A 22,454-nucleotide genomic window follows, 5' to 3' on the forward strand; every position below is an offset into this window, starting at 1 on the left:
CTGTTTATTTCACCAATTGACCACGTGTAACTCCCAGTTGGTTTGTTGCTTTGAGTGTTTTCCAAACTTGTGTACCACTGATCTCGCCGCGCAGTGCGCGGTTGTACAGATCGATAACTTCGCGTACCTGCTCCGGTGTCTCTTCCAGGAATTCCACACGGTAACGGGATACACCCAGATCCATAAAGTTGGTCAGATACTCGGCACCTGACTGTTCCACTGCATTGTACACGGTATTACGGCAACCTTCATCCACACGTACCGGGTGGGACATGCCAATCCGGTCTTGCAGTGATGCACGCTGTTCCTCACAAGGACGGCCACAGTTCGTGAAGTCCGTACCCTCACTCATGAACGTACAATACACACAGTGCTCGGTGTGGAACATCGGCAGATGCTGATGGATAACCACTTCGGTCTGACTTGTACGGGAGTGACCCAGCAAATCAACCATTTGTTGAATGTTCAGGTCATAGGATGGCGTAATCCAGTCACATCCGGCTTCCAGGAACAATTCTACTGCTTTGTGATTGGCGATGTTCAATGAGAAGTCGCCGATCAATTCCGGGTGCTTCGCATCCGGGTTTTCCATCCGGTGACGCAGGTAGAAGTACAGTGCGCCTGTATTACGTACCAATACCGCATCCGGCTTCAGACGCAAGATGTTGTTGTGATATCCGTTCTCCCCAGGCATGTGAATACGCGGTGTTGCCAGCGCGATCTTGCGACCAGCGGCATGCACAGCTTCCACGGCTGCCGGGAACTGTTTGATAAACTCGAAGTCGGCATAGATCATACCGATTCCTGCTTCAATCGCTGCCTCCACTTGTGGCAGGCTACGGCAGAGTGCGGTCAGTTCTGCTTGACCACGAGCGACTGGTGATGCCGGTTTAACCGAATCGCCGTACACATCTACCGCGCGTTTCACGTAGACGGGCGGTTTAGGACGCTCGCCCGCGAGTTGTTCTACCGCCTGACGACGAATGTTATTCAACTCACGCATCGGGATGATAACGTCACCGTGCAGATTGACGTCCATTCCTTCCAACTGGAACACAGTGCCTCCCAGACGACCGAACTGCTCTTCGAGCAATTCATGTGTCATTGGACGCTTCTGGGCGATGTCCAGTTCCATCTCGGAATCAATACGGACGGTCGTGCCTTTCTGTACGTCTGTCCACCATGTGCTAAGCGGCTGCCCCGGGCTGCCGATGACCTTCACCTTCACTGGGAATACACGGTACGGCTTCTCGGTCTCGAAGCTTTGACGCAGACGTTTGTCCAGCGCCGGGTCATTCGTTTTCCACACTTTGTCGCCAACTTTCACGCGGCGCAGATCTACGTCACTGCGGCCTGGCACAACGTCAACGATCCATCCCTCTTCGGCTTCGCCTTCGAGTTTTACACCTTTGCGACGCACATCGTATACCCGTCCGCCTTCTTCCTTCTGACTCGGGTCTCCGGCGTCAAATACAATTCCGTCTCCACGTTTCACAGGTGCATCCAGTTTCAGGACCACACCATCGCGCAACACTTGATCTACACGACCGAGGTAGACACCACGGCTTTTCGGGAACGTTCCATCCACCAGTTCTTTGTTGTTTGTACCGCTCAGGAAACCATGTGTGAATCCACGGGAGAAGCTTTGCTGCAATTCGCGAACTTCTTCCTTGCTTGGCGGTGTGTTATCTCCATCAAAATAACGGTCAATCGCTTTACGATATTTGCTTACTACGTTTGCTACGTATTCCGGCGTTTTGAGACGTCCTTCAATTTTGAAAGAAGTTACTCCTGCTTCGATCAGTTCCGGCATCAGGTCAATCGCTGCCAGATCCTTTGGAGACAACAGATAGGCTACATCACCCATCGGTTTGTGCACCCCATCCACCATCAGGTCATATGGAAGACGACAAGCTTGTGCGCACTCCCCACGGTTCGCCGAACGTCCTCCCCACATTTCGGAAGTCAGACACTGCCCCGAGTAGGATACACACAGCGCACCATGAACAAATACTTCCATTGGAAGTTTTGCCTGCTCACCGATCTTCTGGATCTGCTTCAGGTTGTTCTCCCGTCCCAGAACGACACGTTCCATATCAAACGGCTTCGTAAACTCAACCGCTTCCGGAGACGTAATTGTCATCTGTGTTGAACCGTGAATCGGGAAATCCGGTGATATCTCGCGGATCATCTTCACCAAACCCAAATCCTGAACAATTACAGCGTCCACACCTGCATCGACACAAGCGTCAATCAGTTCTTTGGCATCCGTCAATTCATTTTCAAAAATCAATATATTAAAGGTCAAAAAACCTTTTACGCCATAACTGTGCAAAAACGCCATTATCTCCGGCAGCTCGTCCATACGGAAATTGTTCGCCCGTGCCCGTGCATTAAACTTTTCGACTCCGAAGAAAATTGCATCTGCACCATTAGCTACCGCCGAACGCATACAATCCCAGTCACCAGCCGGTGCCAGAAGTTCAACGTCTTCTCTTCGTATTGTTGCTGTTTTCATGTAGATCCTCCCCATAACCGGCTATCCGCCGGATTTCATCCCTATATCCTTAAACGCCTGAACATACTAAGCCTAAGACTGCACCTTATCGGGTACACCTGCATTGTCACGGTATTACAATATCTATCTATTATGTCTGTATTGCCTGAACTCCAAGCTTACAGTCATCCTATTCATCAGATCAGTAGTCATAACTCCTGAACTAGTATAGTGTACCACTTCTGCACCGACTCTTCTACGTTTTCCTGAAAAAACCGTTTACCATTTTCATTTCCAGTACAACGAAAAAAACCGAAAGGTCTTTTGACCCTCCGGCATGCATCAATATTATTTAATAAAAGTAAATGAGTTCACTGCTTTTTCCAAGGCTGCCGCCTGAACTTCTGTCTTGTTGGCATCATTCAGCCCACTTGTGATCGTATAGGTTGTTCCGTCCTTTTCAAACACGATCTGACGACCCGCATATGGCACGCCTTTGTCCAGCTCATGATACGTAAAGGAAAATGCAGGCACACCCGCAAACGTCAGCTCTTCACTGCCAAGCAACTTGAAGTTCTTACGGGTTTTGGTGGCTTCGGCATAGGCTTCTCTCAATTGGCTGACCGTCATCTCGATCGACTTGTCTTCGCTCGCCGCAATGGAGAATTCTCCGCCAGTAAAGGTGTACACCACAGGTGAATATTCGAATCGATCACTATACGGCGTCCAGTAACGCGGAATATCTACACTGTATTTATAACGTTTGGACGTACGTGTAAGTGTCTTCGTTTTGTCTGTCAAATACGGATCTTCATCCAGCTGACCGAAATTATCGGCAACCGTATCAAAATCAATCTCCACACTCTTCATAATCCGTTCGAACCATGCCCGATCTGCAACCTGCTCCTCAGGGAACGTATACTCTGCATAATACCGATACCCATTCTTCTGCAAAAGAACATCAAACTCGGTCTGCCAGCCCCCGCCAAAGTTATAACGGAATTCATTCACCTCGGCAGTCTCTCCCGAGATATCCATCGTGTATGAGCCAATTGGCTTGTAACTCTCTGGTGTAAATGTCTCACGCATCCACTTATCCAGTTGGCCGCTCCAGTCTTTTACCGTTGTACCTGCCTTCGCCGAAGTGACACGCCATTGCAGATACGCACCATCCTTGGCTTCATAGATCATCTGATTGTTATCCATCGACCAGCCGGCAGGTATCTTCAATTCAATACCATAGTCATCGTTCCATGCGGAGCGCATGCCGTTATCTACGGTGGACAGATCCTTGATCGTTCGATCCGATTCCGCATAGGTTGGCTGGAATGAATTGAGCAGCGCTGCACGTTTGCCCAGATCTTTATAATTCAGGGCTTCATAATCCGCCAGGTACACATCATATTGACGACCTTCGCTCAGATACTGACGCATCTCCCATAACATGCCGTCTACATCTTTCACGATAATCCGTGCATAAGGCGTTTTGCCTTTCGACACCGCTTCACGATCCAGCACCGTATCTCCCGATTGTTTGGCCTCCTGGACAAGTTGCTGCAACAAATCATCCGCATCCAGAGCCACATCCTGATCGCTGACATACACTTCAAGATAATAACTGTTGTCCGCAGCGCCAAAAGTCATCATGCGCTCCTGCTCACCGGTCTGGAAAACCATAAGGTCTGCCGGGTAGTTAATGGACCAACCGTAAAAACTGTTGCCGATTCTGGTTTTGCCTTCATCCGGATGAATGCCATCCTCATCATCCACCGAATCATCGGTTTGCAACAGACGAATGACCATTTCTCCGGAGCTGGTTGGAGCTAGCGTCGCCCCAATACCGGCAGCAACCGGACGAAGTGGAACCATAAGTACGCCATTCACCATCTTGGGAGCGATACCCATCTCATGTTTTACACCATCCACCCAGGCAATTGAACTGCCAATCGTTAGAGTCACAGTGTGCGGGCCTTCCTTGATTTTGACAACATCATTTTTCTCCAGCCGGATTTCACTGCCAAATGCTTTCTTGAATACACCGACAGGTACCATCGTTACACCCTTGAACTTGTAAGGTTTGGCTATGGCCTGCTTATCGCCGTTAATGTAGGCGCTCGTGCTACCCGCTTTGACACGCAGTTCACTTGTCGTCAGATCAGATGCCCATACAGGCAGTGCCGCGCCAATGGTCAGCATCCCGGTTAATACACCTGTGCTTAGCACACGTATCCATGACTTTTTCATTCCGTTCTTTCGTCCTCTCTCCATCCGGGCTGATCGCCGGGCTTTATTGTTCTTCATCTGCAAGGAACGCCTCATCTTCCTCGTCTACGATGTCTGCGCGATCAGCAAGCACCAACGTACGGGTGACGATATCGCCATCCGATTGCATCAACAGCTTTACCTTTTGCCCAGGCAGATACTTTTTGAGCAACTCATTGATATCCACTACTGAAGAGACACGTGTGCCCGCGACACTGTAAAGGACATCGCCCTCTTTGATTTTGGCTTTCTTGGCTTCTGGAGACAATACGCCCGTAATCGTTAATGGATCATCTGTAGGCAGGCCCACAATCGCAGACCAACTTTCCTCCAGCTGCAGCCCCAGACTTGCACGTTTTATTTTGCCATATTTAAAAAACTGATCGATGATATATTGAACGGTATCCACGGGAATCGAAAACCCCAAACTCTCTACGCCGACCGCAGAAAATTTCATCGAGTTGATACCAACCACTTCACCCTTCAGGTTAACCAGCGGTCCTCCGCTATTTCCAGGGTTAATGGCCGTGTCGGTCTGAATCAACCGGTAGGTCGCCTCAACACCACGATTCAAGCCGCTAATTACCCCTACCGTTGCCGAGTTGCGCAAAGAAAAGGAAATCGGCGTACCCAAGGCAATCACTGTTTCTCCAACAGTGGTTTGTGAAGCTTTGGCAAAGCTCGCCGGTTTGAGTGATTTGGCATTGATTTTGATTAGCGCCAGATCACTGAGTGCATCACTGTATATTTTCGTAATTTTGTATGTATTGCCATCCGTCGTTACGACAACCGGATTCGTTAATCCGTCGACCACATGTGCATTCGTTACAATCCATCCATTGGACCGGATAATGACACCTGTACCATGTGCAAGATTATAACGGTCGTCTGATGTTGCACCGTCCTGCACTTCGGTAGATTTCCCAATAATGCCTACGACCGAAGGAGATACCTTTTCGATCACTTTGGGAATGGCTTCACTTCCCTTGTACGTGTACGTTCCTGATTTGGCATCATATTGTCCACTTCCACCAACTGCCTTGAGCAGATCCTTGGTGTTCACATAGACTTGACCGTCTACCACTTTCGCTTGCATCGCCGCTTTGGATTCAGCTGCACCGGCCGTTGCCGCTACACTAATCGAGAGTACAGCAGCCATCAGTATGGCTATCCCCTTTTTACCCAACACGCTCATATTCTCACCTGACCCTCTCTATACATCCTTCTTGCGCGACTCGACATCGGATTCATCGCTGAATCTATTCTCTTTTTCTCTCATCTGCAATTCCGGTATCCCTCAATGTATCATACAGAATCTGGATATACAATTGTTTTAAGTCCTATTTTAGTAGAGAAGATAGAATCTTGTTCAATCGCTCCATATAAACGAAAAAAAACACCCTCCATGTCTCTCGTGGAAAGTGTTCATCTGTAACTCTTTTGGCTTAAATCCCATTCACTTCATTGGCATTCCTACTGAGCAAACCAACCCGTTATCATCGCATAGTCTGTCATCAGAAATACCAGTAGGCTGACTACTGCAAATCCGATCGCAAACAGATTTTTCTTCGGTGCCCGAAGAAGCCGAACAACTCCGATGAAAATCAGGATCGTAAATAAGATGACAAAAATATCAAATGCATTAAAATTCGATGTACTCGCCGTGGCAGCTTCTGCAAACAGCATGGATAGACAGACCTCCTTACCATAGTTGAACAGCTAACGCATACCCTAATATCTTCCTCTATGTTATCTGTACCCTGCTTGTAATGCAAGCCCTATCATCCATAAAAATGAAAAAAAGCCAATTTGGCCGAATATTCCTGTAATGCTCGTCGCAATGCATATGTAAACACTTTCACGAAATAACCTTAGTCCGAGGGAACACTGTGCATAATTCATAATGAAAAGCCCTTCTTCTCGGAAGCAGAGCACATCAGATCGTAATCCAACGTCTTTACCTTTTCGAAAAGAAGGGCCAATACTGCCACTTCATATTGATATAACTACTGGTTAGAAGACCTTAGTCTACTAATTGCAGTGCCTTGCTCCGCTCGGTATCCCGCTCCAGAACCGGTTTCAAGTACTTGCCAGTATAGGAAGCTTCCACTTTGATGATATCCTCAGGTGTTCCAGTTGCAACAATGGTACCTCCACCGCTACCACCTTCTGGACCCAGATCAACAACATAGTCTGCCGTTTTGATCACATCCAGGTTATGCTCAATCACCAGCACTGATTCCCCGGAATCAACCAGACGGTGTAATACGTTCAGCAAACGGTCGATATCATCGACATGCAAACCGGTAGTCGGCTCATCGAGGATGTAGATGGTTTTCCCTGTACTGCGGCGATACAGCTCGGAAGCGAGCTTCACACGCTGGGCTTCACCACCAGACAATGTGGTTGCAGGTTGTCCCAGATTGATATAACCCAATCCCACATCCATCAGCGTCTGCATTTTGCGATGGATCTTCGGAATGTTCTCGAAGAATTGGGTTGCATCTTCAACCGTCATTTCCAGCACATCGGAAATATTTCTGTTTTTATATTTCACTTCAAGTGTTTCCCGGTTGTATCGTTTGCCTTTGCAGACTTCACAAGGGACATAAACGTCCGGCAAGAAGTGCATCTCGATTTTGATAATACCGTCTCCACGGCAGGCTTCACAACGTCCACCTTTGATATTAAAGCTGAATCGGCCTTTCTTGTATCCACGTACCTTGGCTTCGTTCGTCTGAGCAAACAGATCCCGGATATCATCAAAGACACCTGTATACGTAGCCGGGTTGGAACGTGGTGTCCGCCCGATTGGTGACTGGTCAATATCGATAACTTTATCGATATGCTCCAGACCACGAATCTCTTTATGTTGACCCGGGCGCACCCGAGCACGGTTCAGATCACGTGCCAGCGTTTTGTAGAGGATCTCATTGATCAATGTGGATTTACCTGAGCCAGACACACCCGTTACCGCAGTAAATACACCTACAGGAATCTTCACATTCAGATTCTTCAGGTTATTTTCTTTGGCTCCGCGTACTTCCAGCCAGCGGTCTCCTACACTTCTACGTTCTGCACGAATAGGAATGAATTTGCGACCACTCAGATATTGACCGGTTAATGAGTTCTCATCGTTCATGATCTCCTCCGGTGTACCCTGTGACATAATGGTACCTCCGTGGATACCTGCACCCGGGCCAATATCAATAATATAGTCGGCAGCCATCATCGTGTCCTCATCATGTTCAACCACGATCAATGTGTTACCAATATCCCGCATATGCGCAAGGGTTGAAATCAGACGGTCATTATCCCGTTGATGCAAGCCAATACTTGGCTCATCGAGAATATACAGCACACCCATCAGGCTGGAACCAATCTGTGTGGCCAGTCTGATTCGCTGAGCTTCCCCACCGGACAATGTTCCGGCAGCACGACTCAGTGTAAGATAATCCAGACCAACATTCACCAGGAAGCCGAGACGACTGTTGATTTCTTTCAGAATAAGCTTGGCAATCGTCTGCTCTTTCTCCGACAATTCCAATGAATCGAAGAATCGGCCAGCTTCACCAATGGACAAACTAGTCACATACGCCATGTTGTGATCATTAATCGTAACTGCGAGACTTTCCCGTTTCAGACGCTGACCTTTACATGTACCACAAGGCTTCGCACTCATGTAACCCTCAATAAACTCACGGATGCCTTCAGATGCTGTATCCCGGTAACGACGCTCCAGATTATTCACAATACCTTCAAAGGTAACCAGTGCTTCCTTCCGTTGTCCAAAATCATTCTCATACCGGAAACGGATTTTCTCCGTACCTGTACCCTGTAACAACTTGTTCATCTGCTCAGCTGGCAGATCTTCGACAGGTACATTTTGCGGAATGTTGAAGTGCTCACATACTGACTTCAGGAACTGAGGATAATAGGTGGATGTGCCACCTGTCCAAGCATCAAAAGCTCCATCTTCGATGGTCTTAGTCCGATCCGGTACGAGAAGATCAGGGTCAACAATCATTTTGACACCCAACCCATCACAATCCGGGCAAGCCCCGAAAGGGCTGTTAAATGAGAACATCCGTGGTGCCAGCTCTTCAATACTGAATCCGCACACCGGGCAGGCAAAGTTGGAACTAAAGCGCAGCTCTTCTTCGCCCATAATGTCCACCAGGAGTTGTCCACCGGACAAATTAAGTGCCGTTTCAATGGAGTCCGCCAGACGCGCCTGTACATCATCCTTAACAACGATCCGGTCAACGACCACTTCAATCGTATGCTTTTTATTTTTCTCCAATTGAATATCTTCTGAGAGGTCACGCAGTTCCCCGTTCACCCGTACACGGACAAAGCCCTGCTTGGACACATCGGCAAATACACTTTTGTGCTCACCCTTACGACCAGAGATAATGGGTGCCAATATTTGTAGCCGGGTACGCTCCGGGTATTGCATAATGCGGTCAACCATTTGTTCTACGGTTTGGGAACTGATCTCTACGCCGTGGTCTGGGCAATGCGGATGACCCACACGTGCAAATAATAGACGCAGGTAATCATAAATTTCGGTCACGGTTCCTACTGTGGAACGCGGGTTACGGCTTGTTGTTTTCTGATCTATTGAAATGGCAGGAGATAATCCTTCGATGGAATCCACATCCGGTTTCTCCATCTGTCCCAGAAACTGCCGTGCGTAAGCTGACAATGATTCTACATAACGCCGCTGTCCTTCGGCATAGATGGTGTCAAAAGCCAGCGAGGACTTGCCTGAGCCACTCAGGCCGGTCAATACAACAAAGCGGTCACGCGGGATGGTAATGTCGATATTTTTCAGGTTATGCGCTCGTGCGCCTTTAATGACAATGTTATCGCTCGCCAATAGTATTCATCCTCTCAGTGTGTTAATCCAAACCTTTAAAGCTTTTCGATCCCTCCCAAACCCTCCCTTCCAAGGGAGGGCCCCAGAGGGCGCAGCCCTCTGGACACCCGAAACAAGCGGTGCAACGGTGAGGGGTCGGGTCTTGCTATGTGAAGGGTTGTCGTGTGCCCGCGGCTCCACATAAGGTTCCGGCTCATTGCCGGAACCTTATGTGGCCGCTCTACTGCGAGGTGACGCTCTCGGCTTCGCCCTGGTCGCGACAGGGTCGCCATTGCCTTTGGCTCGGCTCCGAGGTCAACACTGGGGCACTCTCGACTCCCAATTGCTTTCCTATAAACCTTTTAACCAATTTCAACATTTCTATCAGTATAGACCTGAATTCAAGATTTCAACATCTCTTATTATCGGTAGATATCAACGATTTCCTTACTCAACAAGAGAACGGCCAATTGGCCGTTCTCTTGTTACAGATCCATCTTTACCGGAGCATATGAATGAGCTGTATCTTATTCAGCGCGAAGTTCCAGCAACGCATCGCGAAGCTCGGCAGCACGCTCAAACTGCAGGTTTTTGGCTGCATCTTTCATCTCTACCTCTAGGCGCTGAATAAGCGCCTGGCGATCTTTCTTCGACATCTTCTCGGCTGCGCCTGTAAGATAGTCTTTCTTGGATTCGGCAACTTTGGTTGCCTCAATCACATCACGCACTTTTTTGCGAATCGTCTGTGGTGTAATTCCATGTTTCTCGTTGTACTCGATCTGAATTGCGCGGCGACGCTCTGTTTCCTTTATCGCTTTATCCATCGAATCCGTTACTTTGTCACCGTATAGAATAACGCGACCCTCGCTGTTCCGTGCCGCACGACCAATCGTTTGGATCAGTGAGCGTTCGGAACGCAGGAATCCTTCCTTATCGGCATCCAATATAGCGACGAGGGAAACTTCGGGCAGATCGAGACCTTCCCGGAGCAAGTTAATTCCGATCAGGACATGGAAAACGCCCAACCTTAAATCACGTAAAATCGCCATCCGTTCCAACGTTTTGATCTCGGAGTGCAGATAACGAACTTTGATTCCAACTTCCTTCAGATAATCCGTCAGGTCCTCCGACATCTTCTTCGTTAATGTTGTAATCAACACACGCTCGTCTTTGGCAATCCGGTCGTTAATCTCACCAATCAAGTCATCGATCTGCCCCTTTGTTGGACGCAGTTCAATGATTGGATCAAGCAGTCCGGTTGGACGGATAATCTGTTGCACCATCGTATCGGTATGCTCGATCTCATACGGGCCTGGTGTGGCCGATACATAGATGATCTGATCCATCTTACCTTCGAACTCATCGAATTTCAGTGGACGATTATCCAGCGCTGACGGGAGACGGAAACCATGTTCAACCAATACCGTCTTCCGCGCCTGGTCACCATTGTACATCGCACGGATCTGTGGCAGAGTCACGTGAGACTCATCGACCACGATCAACATGTCATCCGGGAAGTAATCCATCAATGTATACGGGGTATCGCCGCGTTCGCGGAAAGTCAGTGGACCGGAATAGTTCTCAATCCCCGAACAGAATCCGACTTCCTTCATCATCTCGATATCATACCGTGTGCGCTGCTCCAGTCGCTGAGCCTCCAGCAGTTTTCCCTGTTCACGCAACACTTCAAGACGCTCCTCCAGTTCACGCTCAATGTTCACCAGCGCAACCTTCATTGTCTCTTCTTGCGTTACGAAGTGAGACGCCGGGAAGATGGCAATATGTTCACGTTCACCAATCAGTTCTCCGGTTAACACATCAATCTCCGTAATTTTCTCGATCTCATCACCAAACAATTCAACCCGAATTGCATGTTCACCCTTGGAAGCAGGGAAAATCTCAACAACATCCCCACGAACACGGAATGTACCCCGCACAAAGTTAATATCGTTCCGCTGATACTGGATCTCTACCAGACGAGACAAAATCTGATTGCGCGGTTTCTCCATGCCTACCCGAAGTGAGAGCAACATGCTTGAATACGAGTGCGGTGAACCCAAACCATAAATGCAGGAAACACTCGCTACAATGATGACGTCCCTGCGCTCAAACAACGAACTTGTCGCTGCGTGCCGCAGTTTGTCGATCTCTTCATTAATACTTGAATCCTTCTCGATATACGTATCGGAGGACGGGATATATGCTTCTGGCTGAAAATAATCGTAATAACTGACGAAATACTCAACCATGTTATTAGGAAAAAAATCTTTGAACTCACTTGCAAGCTGCGCTGCCAACGTTTTGTTGTGTGCAATAATCAGCGTCGGACGTTGCAGTTGGGCTATCGTCTGGGCTATCGTAAACGTCTTACCCGTACCCGTTGCACCCAGCAGTGTCTGGTACCTCTTCCCCTCCTGAACACCCTTCACCAATTCTATAATGGCTGCAGGCTGATCACCTTGGGGAGAAAACTCTGATTCGATTTCGAACGTTTTGTCGCTCATTATAATATCGCTCATTGCCGTATCTCACCCTATCGTCTAAAATAATAGTCACTATATATTGTAGAAGTTCCCCGAATTTTCATATGGGAAAACTTATAGTAATAGGAATATTTGTTCCCGTTTAATTATACCTCGTTCGTTTTAGTGATGCAAACGTGAAATGAAGATAGGAGTGGGTTAATTTATGGATATTGCGACACTTATCGGTATTATTGCCGGAATTGCCGCAGTCATTAGCGGTTTTTTGTGGGAAGGCGGCCAATTGTCTGGTCTCCTGCAAAAAACGGCTGCTTTAATTGTATTCGGTGGAACGATTGCTGCTGTGGTTGCCAGTTTCCCGGCGCATCGCCTTCGTACGATTCCAGCTGCCCTGCGTATGGCTTTTGGACGTAACAATAATGATTCAGGCTTGTGGGTTGAAGAACTGGTGGAGATGTCTTCAATCGCACGCCGCTCAGGTGTACTTGCATTGGAACGCAAGGTTATGGATCATCCACATCCATTTTTGCAAGACGGTATCCAGATGGTTGTTGATGGTACCGATCAGGATGTGGTTCGCCAGATCCTGGAGATGGAGATTGATTCCATTGAACAAAAACATGAGGGTTACGCCAAAATATTCGAATCCGCTGGTGGGTACGCTCCAACCATGGGGATCATCGGAACCGTGATGGGACTTATTCAGGTACTTGGCAGTTTGACCGATCCAACCGGACTCGGACCTGCCATTGCTGTTGCCTTTACCGCAACCCTGTATGGGGTCGCCAGTGCCAATCTTATCTTTTTGCCCATTGCCTCCAAGATCAAATCCAGAGGTGCCGATGAAGTGCAGACCATGGAAATGCTTCTCGAAGGTGTACTTGCCATTCAGAACGGTGAGAATCCCCAGCTTGTACGCAAAAGACTGGAGTCCTTCACCCTTACGCATCGTCAGCATATACGCCCCCTAGCAAAGGAGGGATTGGATGAGTCGGCGCAGTAAACGGCGCGGAAAACGTGAAACTATCGATCATCGGGATCGCTGGATGATTACTTATGCCGATCTCATAACGCTGCTTTTGATCTTTTTTGTCATCATGTACGCCATGAGCAATCTGGATTCAGGTAAATATGACGTCGTTACTCAATCGTTACAAAATACATTTAATGCGTCCGACTCTATCCTTGAGCTTGGTGAGGGACTCGGCGAGAAACCCGGTCAAACGATTACAGAGACTCCACCATCCGAGGTTCAGGGTGAGGATCCTTCAAAAGGTGAAGAAAATCCTTCCGATTCCGGGACTGCAACGCCTGACGATGACAACAAGCCCCTCACAGAACGGGAAGAACAGTTCAGATCACAGGAGCAGGAATTGCAAAATCTGTTCAATGTGATTACCCAATATATCGAGGATAATAAACTGGAAAATCAGATTTTTGTTGCGGACAAGCCACAGGGCCTCTCTATTACACTAAGTGACCGTTTCCTTTTTGACCAGGGACAGGCCGCTCTAAAGGATGGGGCAGCACCAACGCTCAGTAAGCTTGCCAGCCTGTTCCGCGACCTGAACACCGTTGTCAGCATTGAGGGTCACACCGATAATATTCCTGTGGGAGCAAACTCCGCCTATACCGATAACTGGCAGCTTTCCGGGGAACGTGCACTGTCTGTATTACGATTTTTTCTGGATACAGAGAAGCTTAACCCAGACGGATTCCAGTATGCCGGATATGCGGATACTCGCCCAACGGGTGACAACACCACAGCAGCCGGAAGACAAAAGAACCGTCGGGTTGAAATAACGGTCCTGCGTCAACTCCAACCTTAATCATCAATATCTCACATAATGCATCATTCCTTATGCAAAGAAAGCACGCTCTAACTGAATTCAATTCAGCAGAGCGTGCTTTCTTTTATGTCGTATTACCTTATGCCTCTACTCCTGGCTGGCTAGGGCGTAGAATCGCAGAGCCAACAGTCAGTAAAATGGCAGCCATGCCAAACAAAATCAATAGTGGCAATGTGATATCCGACAATGTACCACCAGCAGAGATCGTCTCCACCGCCTGAATCGCCCATTTCTGTGGAACAAAGTTGGCGAGCTTTTGCATATAATCCGGCATCAACGAGATCGGCCAGAAACAACCACCTATCATACAGGTTGGCATAATGACAAGTGAATTCAGCATATTGGCATTTTTGGGATTACGGATTAATCCTGCCACGGTACTTGCGATCCCTATGGAGACCAGCATGAATGCAGCCAAGATGATGAAATGAATGCCAAAAGGAATACCGGCATCATAATGCAGCAGCCACCTGCTGACTCCCAAAACCATAACAATCTGTATCATGCCAATGACAAAGCTGCCGAGGAAATTACCAAGCGCAATCTCATATGCACGGACGGGTGCCGTATATACTCTGGCCATCGTACGTTTCCTGCGATCTTCCATTATCACAGCCACTGCACTGGTCAACAGCCCCATCATAAACATGATTGTAAATCCAGTCACATTGTTCAGGCCTGGCTTGGGATAGATCTGAAGATCGGTGACTTCACCAGCAACCTGATGTTTTCCTATCTCCTGTAAAAGCTGTTCAAATGGCTTCTGTATACTCGATAGTATATCAGTCTCACTTGAGACAGGACCTGCCGCCACCTTAACAGCTGAAGCAGATTGTAACAATCCGCTCGTCAAACCTTCAACTGCTGCTCGTAGGGTATAGGAACTTTCACTTATACGCAGTTCCACCAATTGAATTTCGGTTGGCTTTCCTTGTAACAGATCCTCCGTATAATGTGCGGGAATGATAATGCCAGAACTTCCTTTTTGCTGAGCGATAGCTTCCTTCACTTCTGCTTCGTTTGTCATCGGCTTGAGCAGATACTCCTCTTTGTCAGCAAGTTCATGAATCATCCATGTCCCCGCCACCCCTCCATCCTCATTCACATAGGGAATAACAGTACGTGTAATCTGCTCGCTTCCAAAAAGAGCAACTGCTCCTGTAACCACCAGGCAAGGCAGAAGCAGAAACGTAATGAAGCCCATTTTACGGCCAAGTGTACGTCTAATCATCAACCAGGCGATGTGTAGACTATTCATATCGGTATCCTGCCTTTCTATAGATCAATCCTGAGATGAGCAGTAATACAGCGCATACTACGCCTAACATTAGAATGTTATACTGGATCTCAGCTACAGGTGCATCCAGCATCATTCTCAGAAAACTTTGGAGCGCCCAGTGGTTAACCGTAAATTGGCTAAGCCGTTGTACAAAATCAATCGGAATGGGCATGAACCCACCGCTGATGAATGTCATGGCAACGATGATACCTTGTAAGGTTGCACTGGCCGATGCTGTGCTTTTGCATACCAGTGCGACGATCACGCCAAGAGTCATGGAGGCCAATGTGATACATACACAAGTCAGCACAATATACCAAGGATGCGATCCCCAATCTACACCGTAGAGCCAATATGTCATAAGGATGATCGTCGTTGCTTGTAAGAAAGCGAGTAGACTATTACCTGCAATTTTGCCAGCGAAAATAACTCCATTGCCTATAGGCGCAGCCTGAAGGCGGATCAACGTTTTGTTATCACGCTCTCCAAAAAGGCTGGTACTGGTTGTCATGCCTGAGTACAACATGAACATCGCCAGCATGGAAGCTGCATAGTATTGGGAGGCACTATACGCCGTACCTGTCTTACCGGGATTAGTGACAGCAATGGAGGTTGAATTCGCCGCACCAGACTCCGAAGCAGAGTCCATGGCAGCAATTACTTCCGGACCGAGCACTTTGGTAATCGCCATCTGTCGGTTCCATTCATCCGTAAAACGTGTGAACAAAGTTTCACCCAAGGTATTAAGTGTATTGTCCTTTCCTCGTATCCACTGTAACCTCGCCTCTTTCCCCATCATCACGTTTTGCTCAAAATCCGAAGGAATCATTACAGCAAAGTCCAGCTTGCCGGTACGCAGCGAATGAACGGCCTCTTCTTCAGTCGTAAAGTTCTGCACCTTGACCATCTCAGCCACTTCCGGGGATTTAACAAATGTATCCAGCGCTTGATTAAGCGTACTTGATCCTCCATCAGATTCAGTGCTCAAATGGATGATTCCCACACGTACAGTATCCGGAATAACGTCATCCGCCGTACCCATCGTACTGGAAAGTGCCGTGCCCAATATAAAAATCAGTAACAACGGCAAAATGAACAGGTTTAACACTACAGATCGAATCTTAAGAATACGCCTTAATTCAAAGATGCAAATATGCCATATATTCATCTCTTGTTCCCCCTAGTCCCGAAGCGTACGCCCGGTCAGATTGAGGAACAACGTTTCCAGATCCGGCTCTTCGACCTTGAGCGACTGAATGGATACTTCATGTTTGCTGCAAATGAAGAGCAGATCCTGGAGATCCTGCTGTGCCGAAGGCAGCGTAATGGTCAGTGTATTCTCTGAAACGTCTACCATCCGCACACGGGGGTGAAGTTTCAGTTCTTCTACGACGTCGGGACCGATACCGGAAGTGGAGAGCACTACTTTTTCCTCCGATGCTACCCGTTCTCTCAGCTCTGCTTCAGTCCCACAGGCAATAATTCGCCCCTGATCCATAATCGCAACCCGGTGACTAATCGCCGCCACTTCCTCCATGTAATGACTTGTATATATGATCGTTGAACCCATCTTGTTGAGTGTGCGTACCGATTCAAGAATATGATTCCGAGATTGCGGATCAATGCCAACTGTAGGTTCATCCATAATAATGAGATCCGGGCGATGTGTAATCGCACATGCGATGTTTAACCTGCGTTTCATACCACCAGAGAAGGTCGAGGGAGCATCCTTTGCTTTATCCTGTAACCCTACAAATTCAAGGGACTCCTGCACTCTTTCCTTAAGTAATTTCCCACGCAGTCCATACAGTCGGGCAAAAAAAGTCACATTCTCGGCAGCAGACATGGTTTCGTATAAAGCCAGATCCTGCGGAACCAGTCCAATCTTGCGTTTCACTTCAAGCGGTCGCTCCTTGACCGATATGCCATCTAATCTAATTTCACCCTGATCCATATTCAGGAGCCCTGCAATCATGCTGATGGTCGTACTTTTTCCTGCTCCATTGGGACCGAGCAATCCAAAAATCTCGCCTTTGCCAACACTAAGGTTCAAATGATCCACGGACAGCTTGCTGCCGTATCGTTTCACAACATGATCCACTTCAAGTATACCCATCCCTTTTACGCCCCTTTTCCGTTTCGGCTTCCGCCGCTGGATTTCATATTTGTATTGTAACGGATCGCACTCTGTAGCGAAGGTACAAAAAGTCATGAATCGAAGGTGACTTAAGTCATCTCCTGATTCGAATGCTGCTTATGGTATAATCAAGGGCGCATCACCGAGAGATTTTCTACTCCACTTTTATAAAAAGGATGTCACAACCATATGCCGATGCGGTTTCTGCAATACGGATTAATTATCGTTCCAGCAGTGCTGTACCTGTTGATCCTGCCTCTGGAAAACGAAGCCGTCTACACCCTGTATATCATCATCGCGCTTGGACTCTCCGTATGGAAAGATTTCAACCGTTCAAGTACACAGCAGTGGCTGTTGCTTCTGGCCGAAATACTCTGGAGCTGCTGGCTGATTGCTTCGTATGGACCGTTTATGTTTTTCCTCTCTCTATCCGTGCTCTACGTGTATATATACAGACTGGAGGGAAGTACGAGATGGTTGATGTTTGCGATTCAGCTTGTCGCTAACAATCTCGCTTTGCATTGGCATTATTCTGACCCACAGGCACCGCAGCCAGGGTTAACCACACTAAATACAACCGCCACTACATTACTCTCCCCAGAGACAACTGCGATGGTTCTTGGCAACCTACTTCTGCTCATCACAGCGGCTCTGTCCTGGCAGGGATCAAGAACGGCGAGCAGCCGCGGACAACTGGAACAAGTCTATGACGAACTTCGCAGCAAACATTACGAGCTACAAGAAACTCGTGCGCAGCTGCTGTTATTTACAAAGCAACTTGAAGGAGTGGCTCAGGCAGAGGAACGTACCCGTATCTCCAGACAGCTTCATGATGATATCGGGCATCGACTGATCCGCACCAAAATGATGTCGGAAGCCGCCCTGCTGACCCTTCCCCTGAATATGGAACAAGGAACGGAAATGGTGAGACAGATTCGCGATCAATTGGCCGATAGTATGGATGATATGCGCAACACACTACACAAACTGCAACCTAATTCCTATGCATCCGAAGCCTACGCCCTGGATCGTCTCCTAGAGGAAGTGGGCAGAGATACCGGCGTGAAGACAAATTATGAAGTTCATGGCCCATCCCATGTGCTGTATCCCAGCATACAAATCGTTTTGTTCAAAAATGCCAAAGAAGCCCTGACCAATGCCCTGCGACACGGAAATGCTTCTTCGATCACAGTGGAGTTGGTATTTGGGGATCAAGAAGTGTGTATGAGTGTGAGTAATGATGGCAAAATCAATCCTCATTCTTCCAAGCGAAATGGCATAGGACAGGAAGGCATGCTTCTGCGCACACAAATGGTGGGAGGAGTCCTGGAGATTCAATCCGCTTATCCGTATACAGTGATTACACGCATTCCATTAACGAACCAGATGGATATACTCTGAAAAAGGAAGTGAATGTTCTCATGTCCGAACGGAATGATGTAAACAACAAGAATGATTCAGCCCACTCTCCGCTTATTCGGCTGATTCTCGCAGACGATGATTACTTCATTCGTGAGAGCCTGAAAGTGCTTCTCGGACTCGGCTCCGGCATTCGCGTTACAGGCACAGCCTCAAATGGACAGGAAGCGTTGGCATTGCTTGAAGCAGGGACGCCTGCGGACGTGGTGTTGATGGATATTCGGATGCCGGAATGTGACGGAGTTGAAGGTACCAGACGCATCAAGGCACGTTTTCCTGAAATCCAGGTGCTCATGCTAACTACGTTTGACGACGATGAGTATATTATTCAGGCATTACAGAATGGAGCAAGCGGTTATTTGCTCAAAAATGTTCCACCCGAGCGGATCATTCAAGGCATCAAGACCGTACATAACGGTGATATGTTAATTCATCCGGATATTGCCCGCAAATTGGCAGGCCTTCTTCGTCCCGCTGCAATTCCCCTGACACAGAATCCAATCGACGCCTATGGACTGACACGTATGGAGCTGGCGGTTGCCGAGGCCATATCGGAGGGGTTGTCCAATAAGGAAATTGCCGCCAAATTGTTCCTCAGTGAAGGCACAGTCAAAAACTACGTCACGGATATTCTCGGCAAGCTGAGCTTGCGTGATCGGACTCAAATCGCTATCTTTATGTTAAAAAAATAACAAAAAGGTATTTCCCTTGCCTGCGACGGCGTTCGGAAATACCTTTTTCATTGCTCGATTTATGCAACATACTTCATCACGTATGCTAGTTACATCTCCACGGACCCTTTATCACTGGCCACCGGGGCTGGCGGTAACGCCAAGGGAGCTTCGTCCCTTTGTGGTTTTTTCAGACGGGCAAACAATTTGAGGTTGATGATATGGAACAACGTCAGTGGACGTAACCGAATCGCCCAAACCTCGTGATTGTCCGGTGCCATAATGACCCCAAGCTGATGATGCTCCCCTTCATAGATCGCTCGTTGCATGAACTTGCTTTCACCCTGGTGATTGCGAACCTCAAGTTTGCAAAAAGCCGGGTTCATCCGCAGAGCACGATGCAACTCTTCTGGTGAATGAACCAACTTACCATTCACCTTGTACAAGGTCTCACCTGCTTCAATCCCCAAATCCGCTGCAGGGCTCTCCGGAATAACAGCCAATACCTTCAGCCCATGCTGCGGATGGACAAATACCGGACTGCGGTTTTGCTCTTCAAACGCGCTGTACCATACCAGAAATTCATGTCCAATAAAAGCGATCAGCGCAGCAACCACCATGAGTGGAGACCACCATGCAGCAAGCAAACTGAACACAAGCAATGTTGCCCCGTATATCATCAACCGCTTGGATGAGATCTTTACCTTTTGTCCCGGAAGCATACTCTGCGTTATCTCACCAAATCCGAGCATAATCGGCAACGCAACCAGCATGTAACTATGACCTGCATTCATCAGTGGATTCCATGCCAGCTCCGCGCCACCTCCTGTGACTGGAACAAGAATCAGTAGAGGAATGGCCCAGAACTGCTGCAGTTGATATCCCCCAACCAGTTTCCCCCGTTTTCCCTCGAAGAGAAGTGGTGATGCCATCGATACCCCCTGCATGCGTACCAACAAGGCTTCACCCATATGTAGAAGGGCAGCCAGGACAAGCAGTGCAGGCATATCCAGGGTACGTAGCGTTTCCGTGATAGTGCCCATCCAACCCGATGGTTGCCAGCCTGAAGCCACATTCAAACCAAATTGTAGCACACCCAGTAACCCGGCCGCATAAGCAAAGCACAGATACCGGATACGGAACAAGGATAGAATTAATGTTGCAGCCCATATGCATATCAGGCTTCCCAGTGTAAGATGTGCACCGAGGAATAGGGACACAATCGAGACGATGGTACCAATGAGTATGCCTCCGAGCACCGCACGAATCGTCTGTGTTATCGAGCTTTGCAAACGGACATGAAACAATTTACGCTCCTGCAGTAACTGACGATGATAGATCAGCGCAATCAGGATCACCGCAATATAATAAAACGGCTGAATAAACAACTGCAACAAAGCTTCCCCTAATGTAGTTAACCACGGCCATACCCATTCCATTGTGGTCGGTCACCCCTCTCTTTCAGCCGGTTCAGAAAAAAAGAAGGCTGAAAATCAGCCTTCTTTATGGCTTCGACACAGCGGACGAAATATCCTTCGAGACATTTTCGATCGCGCGTTTCAGCTGTGCATCATATTGAGGATTGGCAATACGTTCAATCAGAGCCGCTTCCAGTGATTCAGCGGTTTTCTCGTCAATCTGGCCTGTAGCCTGAATGCCTTTTTGCTTCTGGAATGCCTTGACCGCTTCTTCCGTCTTCTGGTCGTAGTATCCATCCACACGATCCGGTTTGAAATCGAGTCCTCTCAGCATCGTCTGCGCACTTTTCACATCCGAGCTATTGCTGTCATATTTCAGTGGTAACTTCTCTTTGTTAATCGGTGCCACCGAGAAATAATCCGGCTGGTCTACCGCAATATCCGGTTTGATTCCTTTTTCATGAATCCAGTCTCCGTTCGGAGTGAGCCACTTGGCAATGGTGATCTTCAGCAAGCTGCCGTCACCCATCTGCTTGTCATAACTCGTCTGGACGGTTCCTTTACCAAAGGAGTTTTCACCAATCAACTTAGCACCTGCTGACTGTTGTAATGCACCGGCCAAAATCTCCGACGCACTCGCACTGCCTTTGTTCATCAGGACTGTGACTGGGTAAGCTTTAGCTGATCCATTGGACTTGCTTTGTTCCTTTTTGCCGTTCTTGTCTTCAACTTGCACAATAACCTTGCCTTTAGGAACAAACTGTTCAGCAATATCAATAACAACTTGCAATACACCGCCTGGGTCATTCCGTACGTCGATGACCAGACCTTTCATGTTCTGCTTCTCAAGCTTCGCCAACTCTTCCTTAAAGCGATCGCCTGTATTCAAAGAGAATTGAGTAATGGCAATAACGCCAATTCCGCCATCCTCCATGTGAGCATATACGGTCTCCAGATCAATGTCATCCCGTACAATCACAAATTCAATCAGTTCTGAAGATCCAGCACGTTTGACTTGTACCTTCGCTTCACTGCCCTTTGGACCTCTTATTTTGTTAACAGCCTTGTTCAGTTCCAAACCTTGCAGGGATTCACCGTTTACCGACATAATCATGTCTTTCGCACGAATACCCGCTTTCTCGGCAGGTGATCCTTTGATCGGGGAAACAACAACAACGTTTCCATCCTGTGAGGATACCTCTGCGCCAATACCGGTAAATGAACCTTCGATCGACTCTTCAAACTGAGCAGCTGTTTCCTGCCCCATATAGTTGGAGTACGGATCACCAAGGGATTCCATCATGCCGTTGATCGCACCGTCAATCAATTTGGTCTGATCCACATCTTTATAATAGTTGCTTGAGATCAAATCCATCGCGGTTTCAATCTTCTTCAAATCGTTCTTCTGCTGTGTATTACCGGTTACACTGGCCAGCAAACCTTCGCCCGGTGTGGCCTGGCTCGCTATTCCCGGATACGTCATTAATACCAGGGTTAGTAAACTACCGCCAAGGAGACCCACAATGACAAGCAGTAGCGCCGATCTTTTCTTCATCATCCGTTCGTCACCGCCTTTA

15 protein-coding genes are annotated in these 22,454 nt (G+C 48.0%); 4 read left to right on the forward strand and 11 right to left on the reverse strand.

All coding sequences use genetic code 11. From position 1 onward, the window contains the following. Positions 1–4: 4 nt before the first annotated feature. The 6 genes from C161_RS00250 to uvrB form a co-directional block, all read right to left on the reverse strand. Positions 5–2,518, reverse strand: a complete 2,514-nt coding sequence (locus tag C161_RS00250) for a U32 family peptidase (protein WP_036667711.1) — start codon at positions 2,516–2,518, stop codon at positions 5–7. Positions 2,519–2,845: 327 nt separating this feature from the next. Then, positions 2,846–4,798, reverse strand: coding sequence for a stalk domain-containing protein (locus C161_RS00255; protein ID WP_235193699.1), 1,953 nt, complete (start codon positions 4,796–4,798; stop codon positions 2,846–2,848). Further along, on the reverse strand, positions 4,785–5,954 hold the full coding sequence (locus C161_RS00260; RefSeq protein ID WP_036667713.1) for a S1C family serine protease: 1,170 nt from the start codon (positions 5,952–5,954) through the stop codon (positions 4,785–4,787). The genes C161_RS00255 and C161_RS00260 overlap by 14 nt, the downstream gene beginning before the upstream one ends. Positions 5,955–6,232: 278 nt before the next feature. After that, a complete protein-coding gene (locus C161_RS00265; protein ID WP_017692026.1) occupies positions 6,233–6,445 on the reverse strand; it encodes a hypothetical protein in 213 nt (70 codons plus the stop codon). 337 nt (positions 6,446–6,782) lie between these two features. Then, the gene (gene uvrA / locus C161_RS00270; RefSeq protein WP_036667714.1) at positions 6,783–9,641 is read right to left on the reverse strand and encodes an excinuclease ABC subunit UvrA; all 2,859 of its coding nucleotides are present in this window, start codon (positions 9,639–9,641) and stop codon (positions 6,783–6,785) included. A gap of 506 nt (positions 9,642–10,147) precedes the next feature. Then, positions 10,148–12,139, reverse strand: coding sequence for an excinuclease ABC subunit UvrB (uvrB, locus tag C161_RS00275; RefSeq protein ID WP_036612386.1), 1,992 nt, complete (start codon positions 12,137–12,139; stop codon positions 10,148–10,150). 169 nt (positions 12,140–12,308) lie between these two features. Between uvrB and C161_RS00280 the strand changes: the two genes are divergently transcribed. Both C161_RS00280 and C161_RS00285 read left to right on the forward strand, forming a co-directional pair. Next, positions 12,309–13,106: a flagellar motor protein gene (locus C161_RS00280; RefSeq protein ID WP_036612388.1), complete on the forward strand. Its 798-nt coding sequence runs from the start codon at positions 12,309–12,311 to the stop codon at positions 13,104–13,106. Next, positions 13,090–13,932 carry a flagellar motor protein MotB gene (locus C161_RS00285; RefSeq protein ID WP_036667715.1) on the forward strand — a complete coding sequence of 281 codons (843 nt, stop codon included), beginning with the start codon at positions 13,090–13,092 and terminating at the stop codon, positions 13,930–13,932. Before C161_RS00280 ends, C161_RS00285 begins: the two co-directional genes overlap by 17 nt. A 100-nt stretch (positions 13,933–14,032) precedes the next feature. Here the strand turns inward: C161_RS00285 and C161_RS00290 are convergent, their stop codons facing one another. From C161_RS00290 to C161_RS00300, 3 genes are read right to left on the reverse strand one after another with little or no spacing between them, the layout of a single operon-like run. Further along, complete coding sequence (locus C161_RS00290) at positions 14,033–15,211, reverse strand: ABC transporter permease (RefSeq protein ID WP_036667716.1); 1,179 nt, start codon at positions 15,209–15,211, stop codon at positions 14,033–14,035. Next, a complete protein-coding gene (locus C161_RS00295; RefSeq protein ID WP_036667717.1) occupies positions 15,204–16,400 on the reverse strand; it encodes an ABC transporter permease in 1,197 nt (398 codons plus the stop codon). Before C161_RS00295 ends, C161_RS00290 begins: the two co-directional genes overlap by 8 nt. A 12-nt stretch (positions 16,401–16,412) precedes the next feature. Continuing rightward, positions 16,413–17,348, reverse strand: a complete 936-nt coding sequence (locus tag C161_RS00300) for an ABC transporter ATP-binding protein (protein WP_036667718.1) — start codon at positions 17,346–17,348, stop codon at positions 16,413–16,415. 210 nt (positions 17,349–17,558) lie between these two features. Here C161_RS00300 and C161_RS00305 point away from each other — a divergent pair, with 210 nt between their 5' ends. Beyond that, entirely contained in the window at positions 17,559–18,770 is a 1,212-nt protein-coding gene (locus C161_RS00305; RefSeq protein WP_036667719.1) for a sensor histidine kinase, read from the forward strand. Positions 18,771–18,790: 20 nt separating this feature from the next. After that, on the forward strand, positions 18,791–19,480 hold the full coding sequence (locus C161_RS00310) for a response regulator transcription factor (RefSeq protein ID WP_051449513.1): 690 nt from the start codon (positions 18,791–18,793) through the stop codon (positions 19,478–19,480). Between the two features lie 89 nt (positions 19,481–19,569). Here the strand turns inward: C161_RS00310 and C161_RS00315 are convergent, their stop codons facing one another. Together C161_RS00315 and C161_RS00320 are read right to left on the reverse strand one after the other, a co-directional pair. Next, positions 19,570–20,898: a PDZ domain-containing protein gene (locus C161_RS00315; RefSeq protein ID WP_036667720.1), complete on the reverse strand. Its 1,329-nt coding sequence runs from the start codon at positions 20,896–20,898 to the stop codon at positions 19,570–19,572. Positions 20,899–20,962: 64 nt separating this feature from the next. Beyond that, the gene (locus C161_RS00320; protein WP_036612405.1) at positions 20,963–22,435 is read right to left on the reverse strand and encodes a S41 family peptidase; all 1,473 of its coding nucleotides are present in this window, start codon (positions 22,433–22,435) and stop codon (positions 20,963–20,965) included. Positions 22,436–22,454: the final 19 nt, after the last annotated feature.

It is taken from the genome of Paenibacillus sp. FSL R5-192 (assembly GCF_000517845.1).
In the GTDB taxonomy this organism is placed as follows: Bacteria; Bacillota; Bacilli; order Paenibacillales; family Paenibacillaceae; genus Paenibacillus; species Paenibacillus amylolyticus.

Excerpts from the sequence above, each read along its gene's own strand:
- C161_RS00250 (WP_036667711.1), bottom strand. The coding sequence starts at position 2,518 with ATGAAAACAGCAACAATACGAAGAGAAGACGTTGAACTTCTGGCACCG.
- C161_RS00255 (WP_235193699.1), bottom strand. The coding sequence starts at position 4,798 with ATGAAGAACAATAAAGCCCGGCGATCAGCCCGGATGGAGAGAGGACGA.
- C161_RS00260 (WP_036667713.1), bottom strand. The coding sequence starts at position 5,954 with ATGAGCGTGTTGGGTAAAAAGGGGATAGCCATACTGATGGCTGCTGTA.
- C161_RS00265 (WP_017692026.1), bottom strand. The coding sequence starts at position 6,445 with ATGCTGTTTGCAGAAGCTGCCACGGCGAGTACATCGAATTTTAATGCA.
- uvrB (WP_036612386.1), bottom strand. The coding sequence starts at position 12,139 with ATGAGCGATATTATAATGAGCGACAAAACGTTCGAAATCGAATCAGAG.
- C161_RS00280 (WP_036612388.1), top strand. The coding sequence starts at position 12,309 with ATGGATATTGCGACACTTATCGGTATTATTGCCGGAATTGCCGCAGTC.
- C161_RS00285 (WP_036667715.1), top strand. The coding sequence starts at position 13,090 with ATGAGTCGGCGCAGTAAACGGCGCGGAAAACGTGAAACTATCGATCAT.
- C161_RS00290 (WP_036667716.1), bottom strand. The coding sequence starts at position 15,211 with ATGAATAGTCTACACATCGCCTGGTTGATGATTAGACGTACACTTGGC.
- C161_RS00295 (WP_036667717.1), bottom strand. The coding sequence starts at position 16,400 with ATGAATATATGGCATATTTGCATCTTTGAATTAAGGCGTATTCTTAAG.
- C161_RS00300 (WP_036667718.1), bottom strand. The coding sequence starts at position 17,348 with ATGGGTATACTTGAAGTGGATCATGTTGTGAAACGATACGGCAGCAAG.
- C161_RS00305 (WP_036667719.1), top strand. The coding sequence starts at position 17,559 with ATGCCGATGCGGTTTCTGCAATACGGATTAATTATCGTTCCAGCAGTG.
- C161_RS00310 (WP_051449513.1), top strand. The coding sequence starts at position 18,791 with ATGTCCGAACGGAATGATGTAAACAACAAGAATGATTCAGCCCACTCT.
- C161_RS00315 (WP_036667720.1), bottom strand. The coding sequence starts at position 20,898 with ATGGAATGGGTATGGCCGTGGTTAACTACATTAGGGGAAGCTTTGTTG.
- C161_RS00320 (WP_036612405.1), bottom strand. The coding sequence starts at position 22,435 with ATGATGAAGAAAAGATCGGCGCTACTGCTTGTCATTGTGGGTCTCCTT.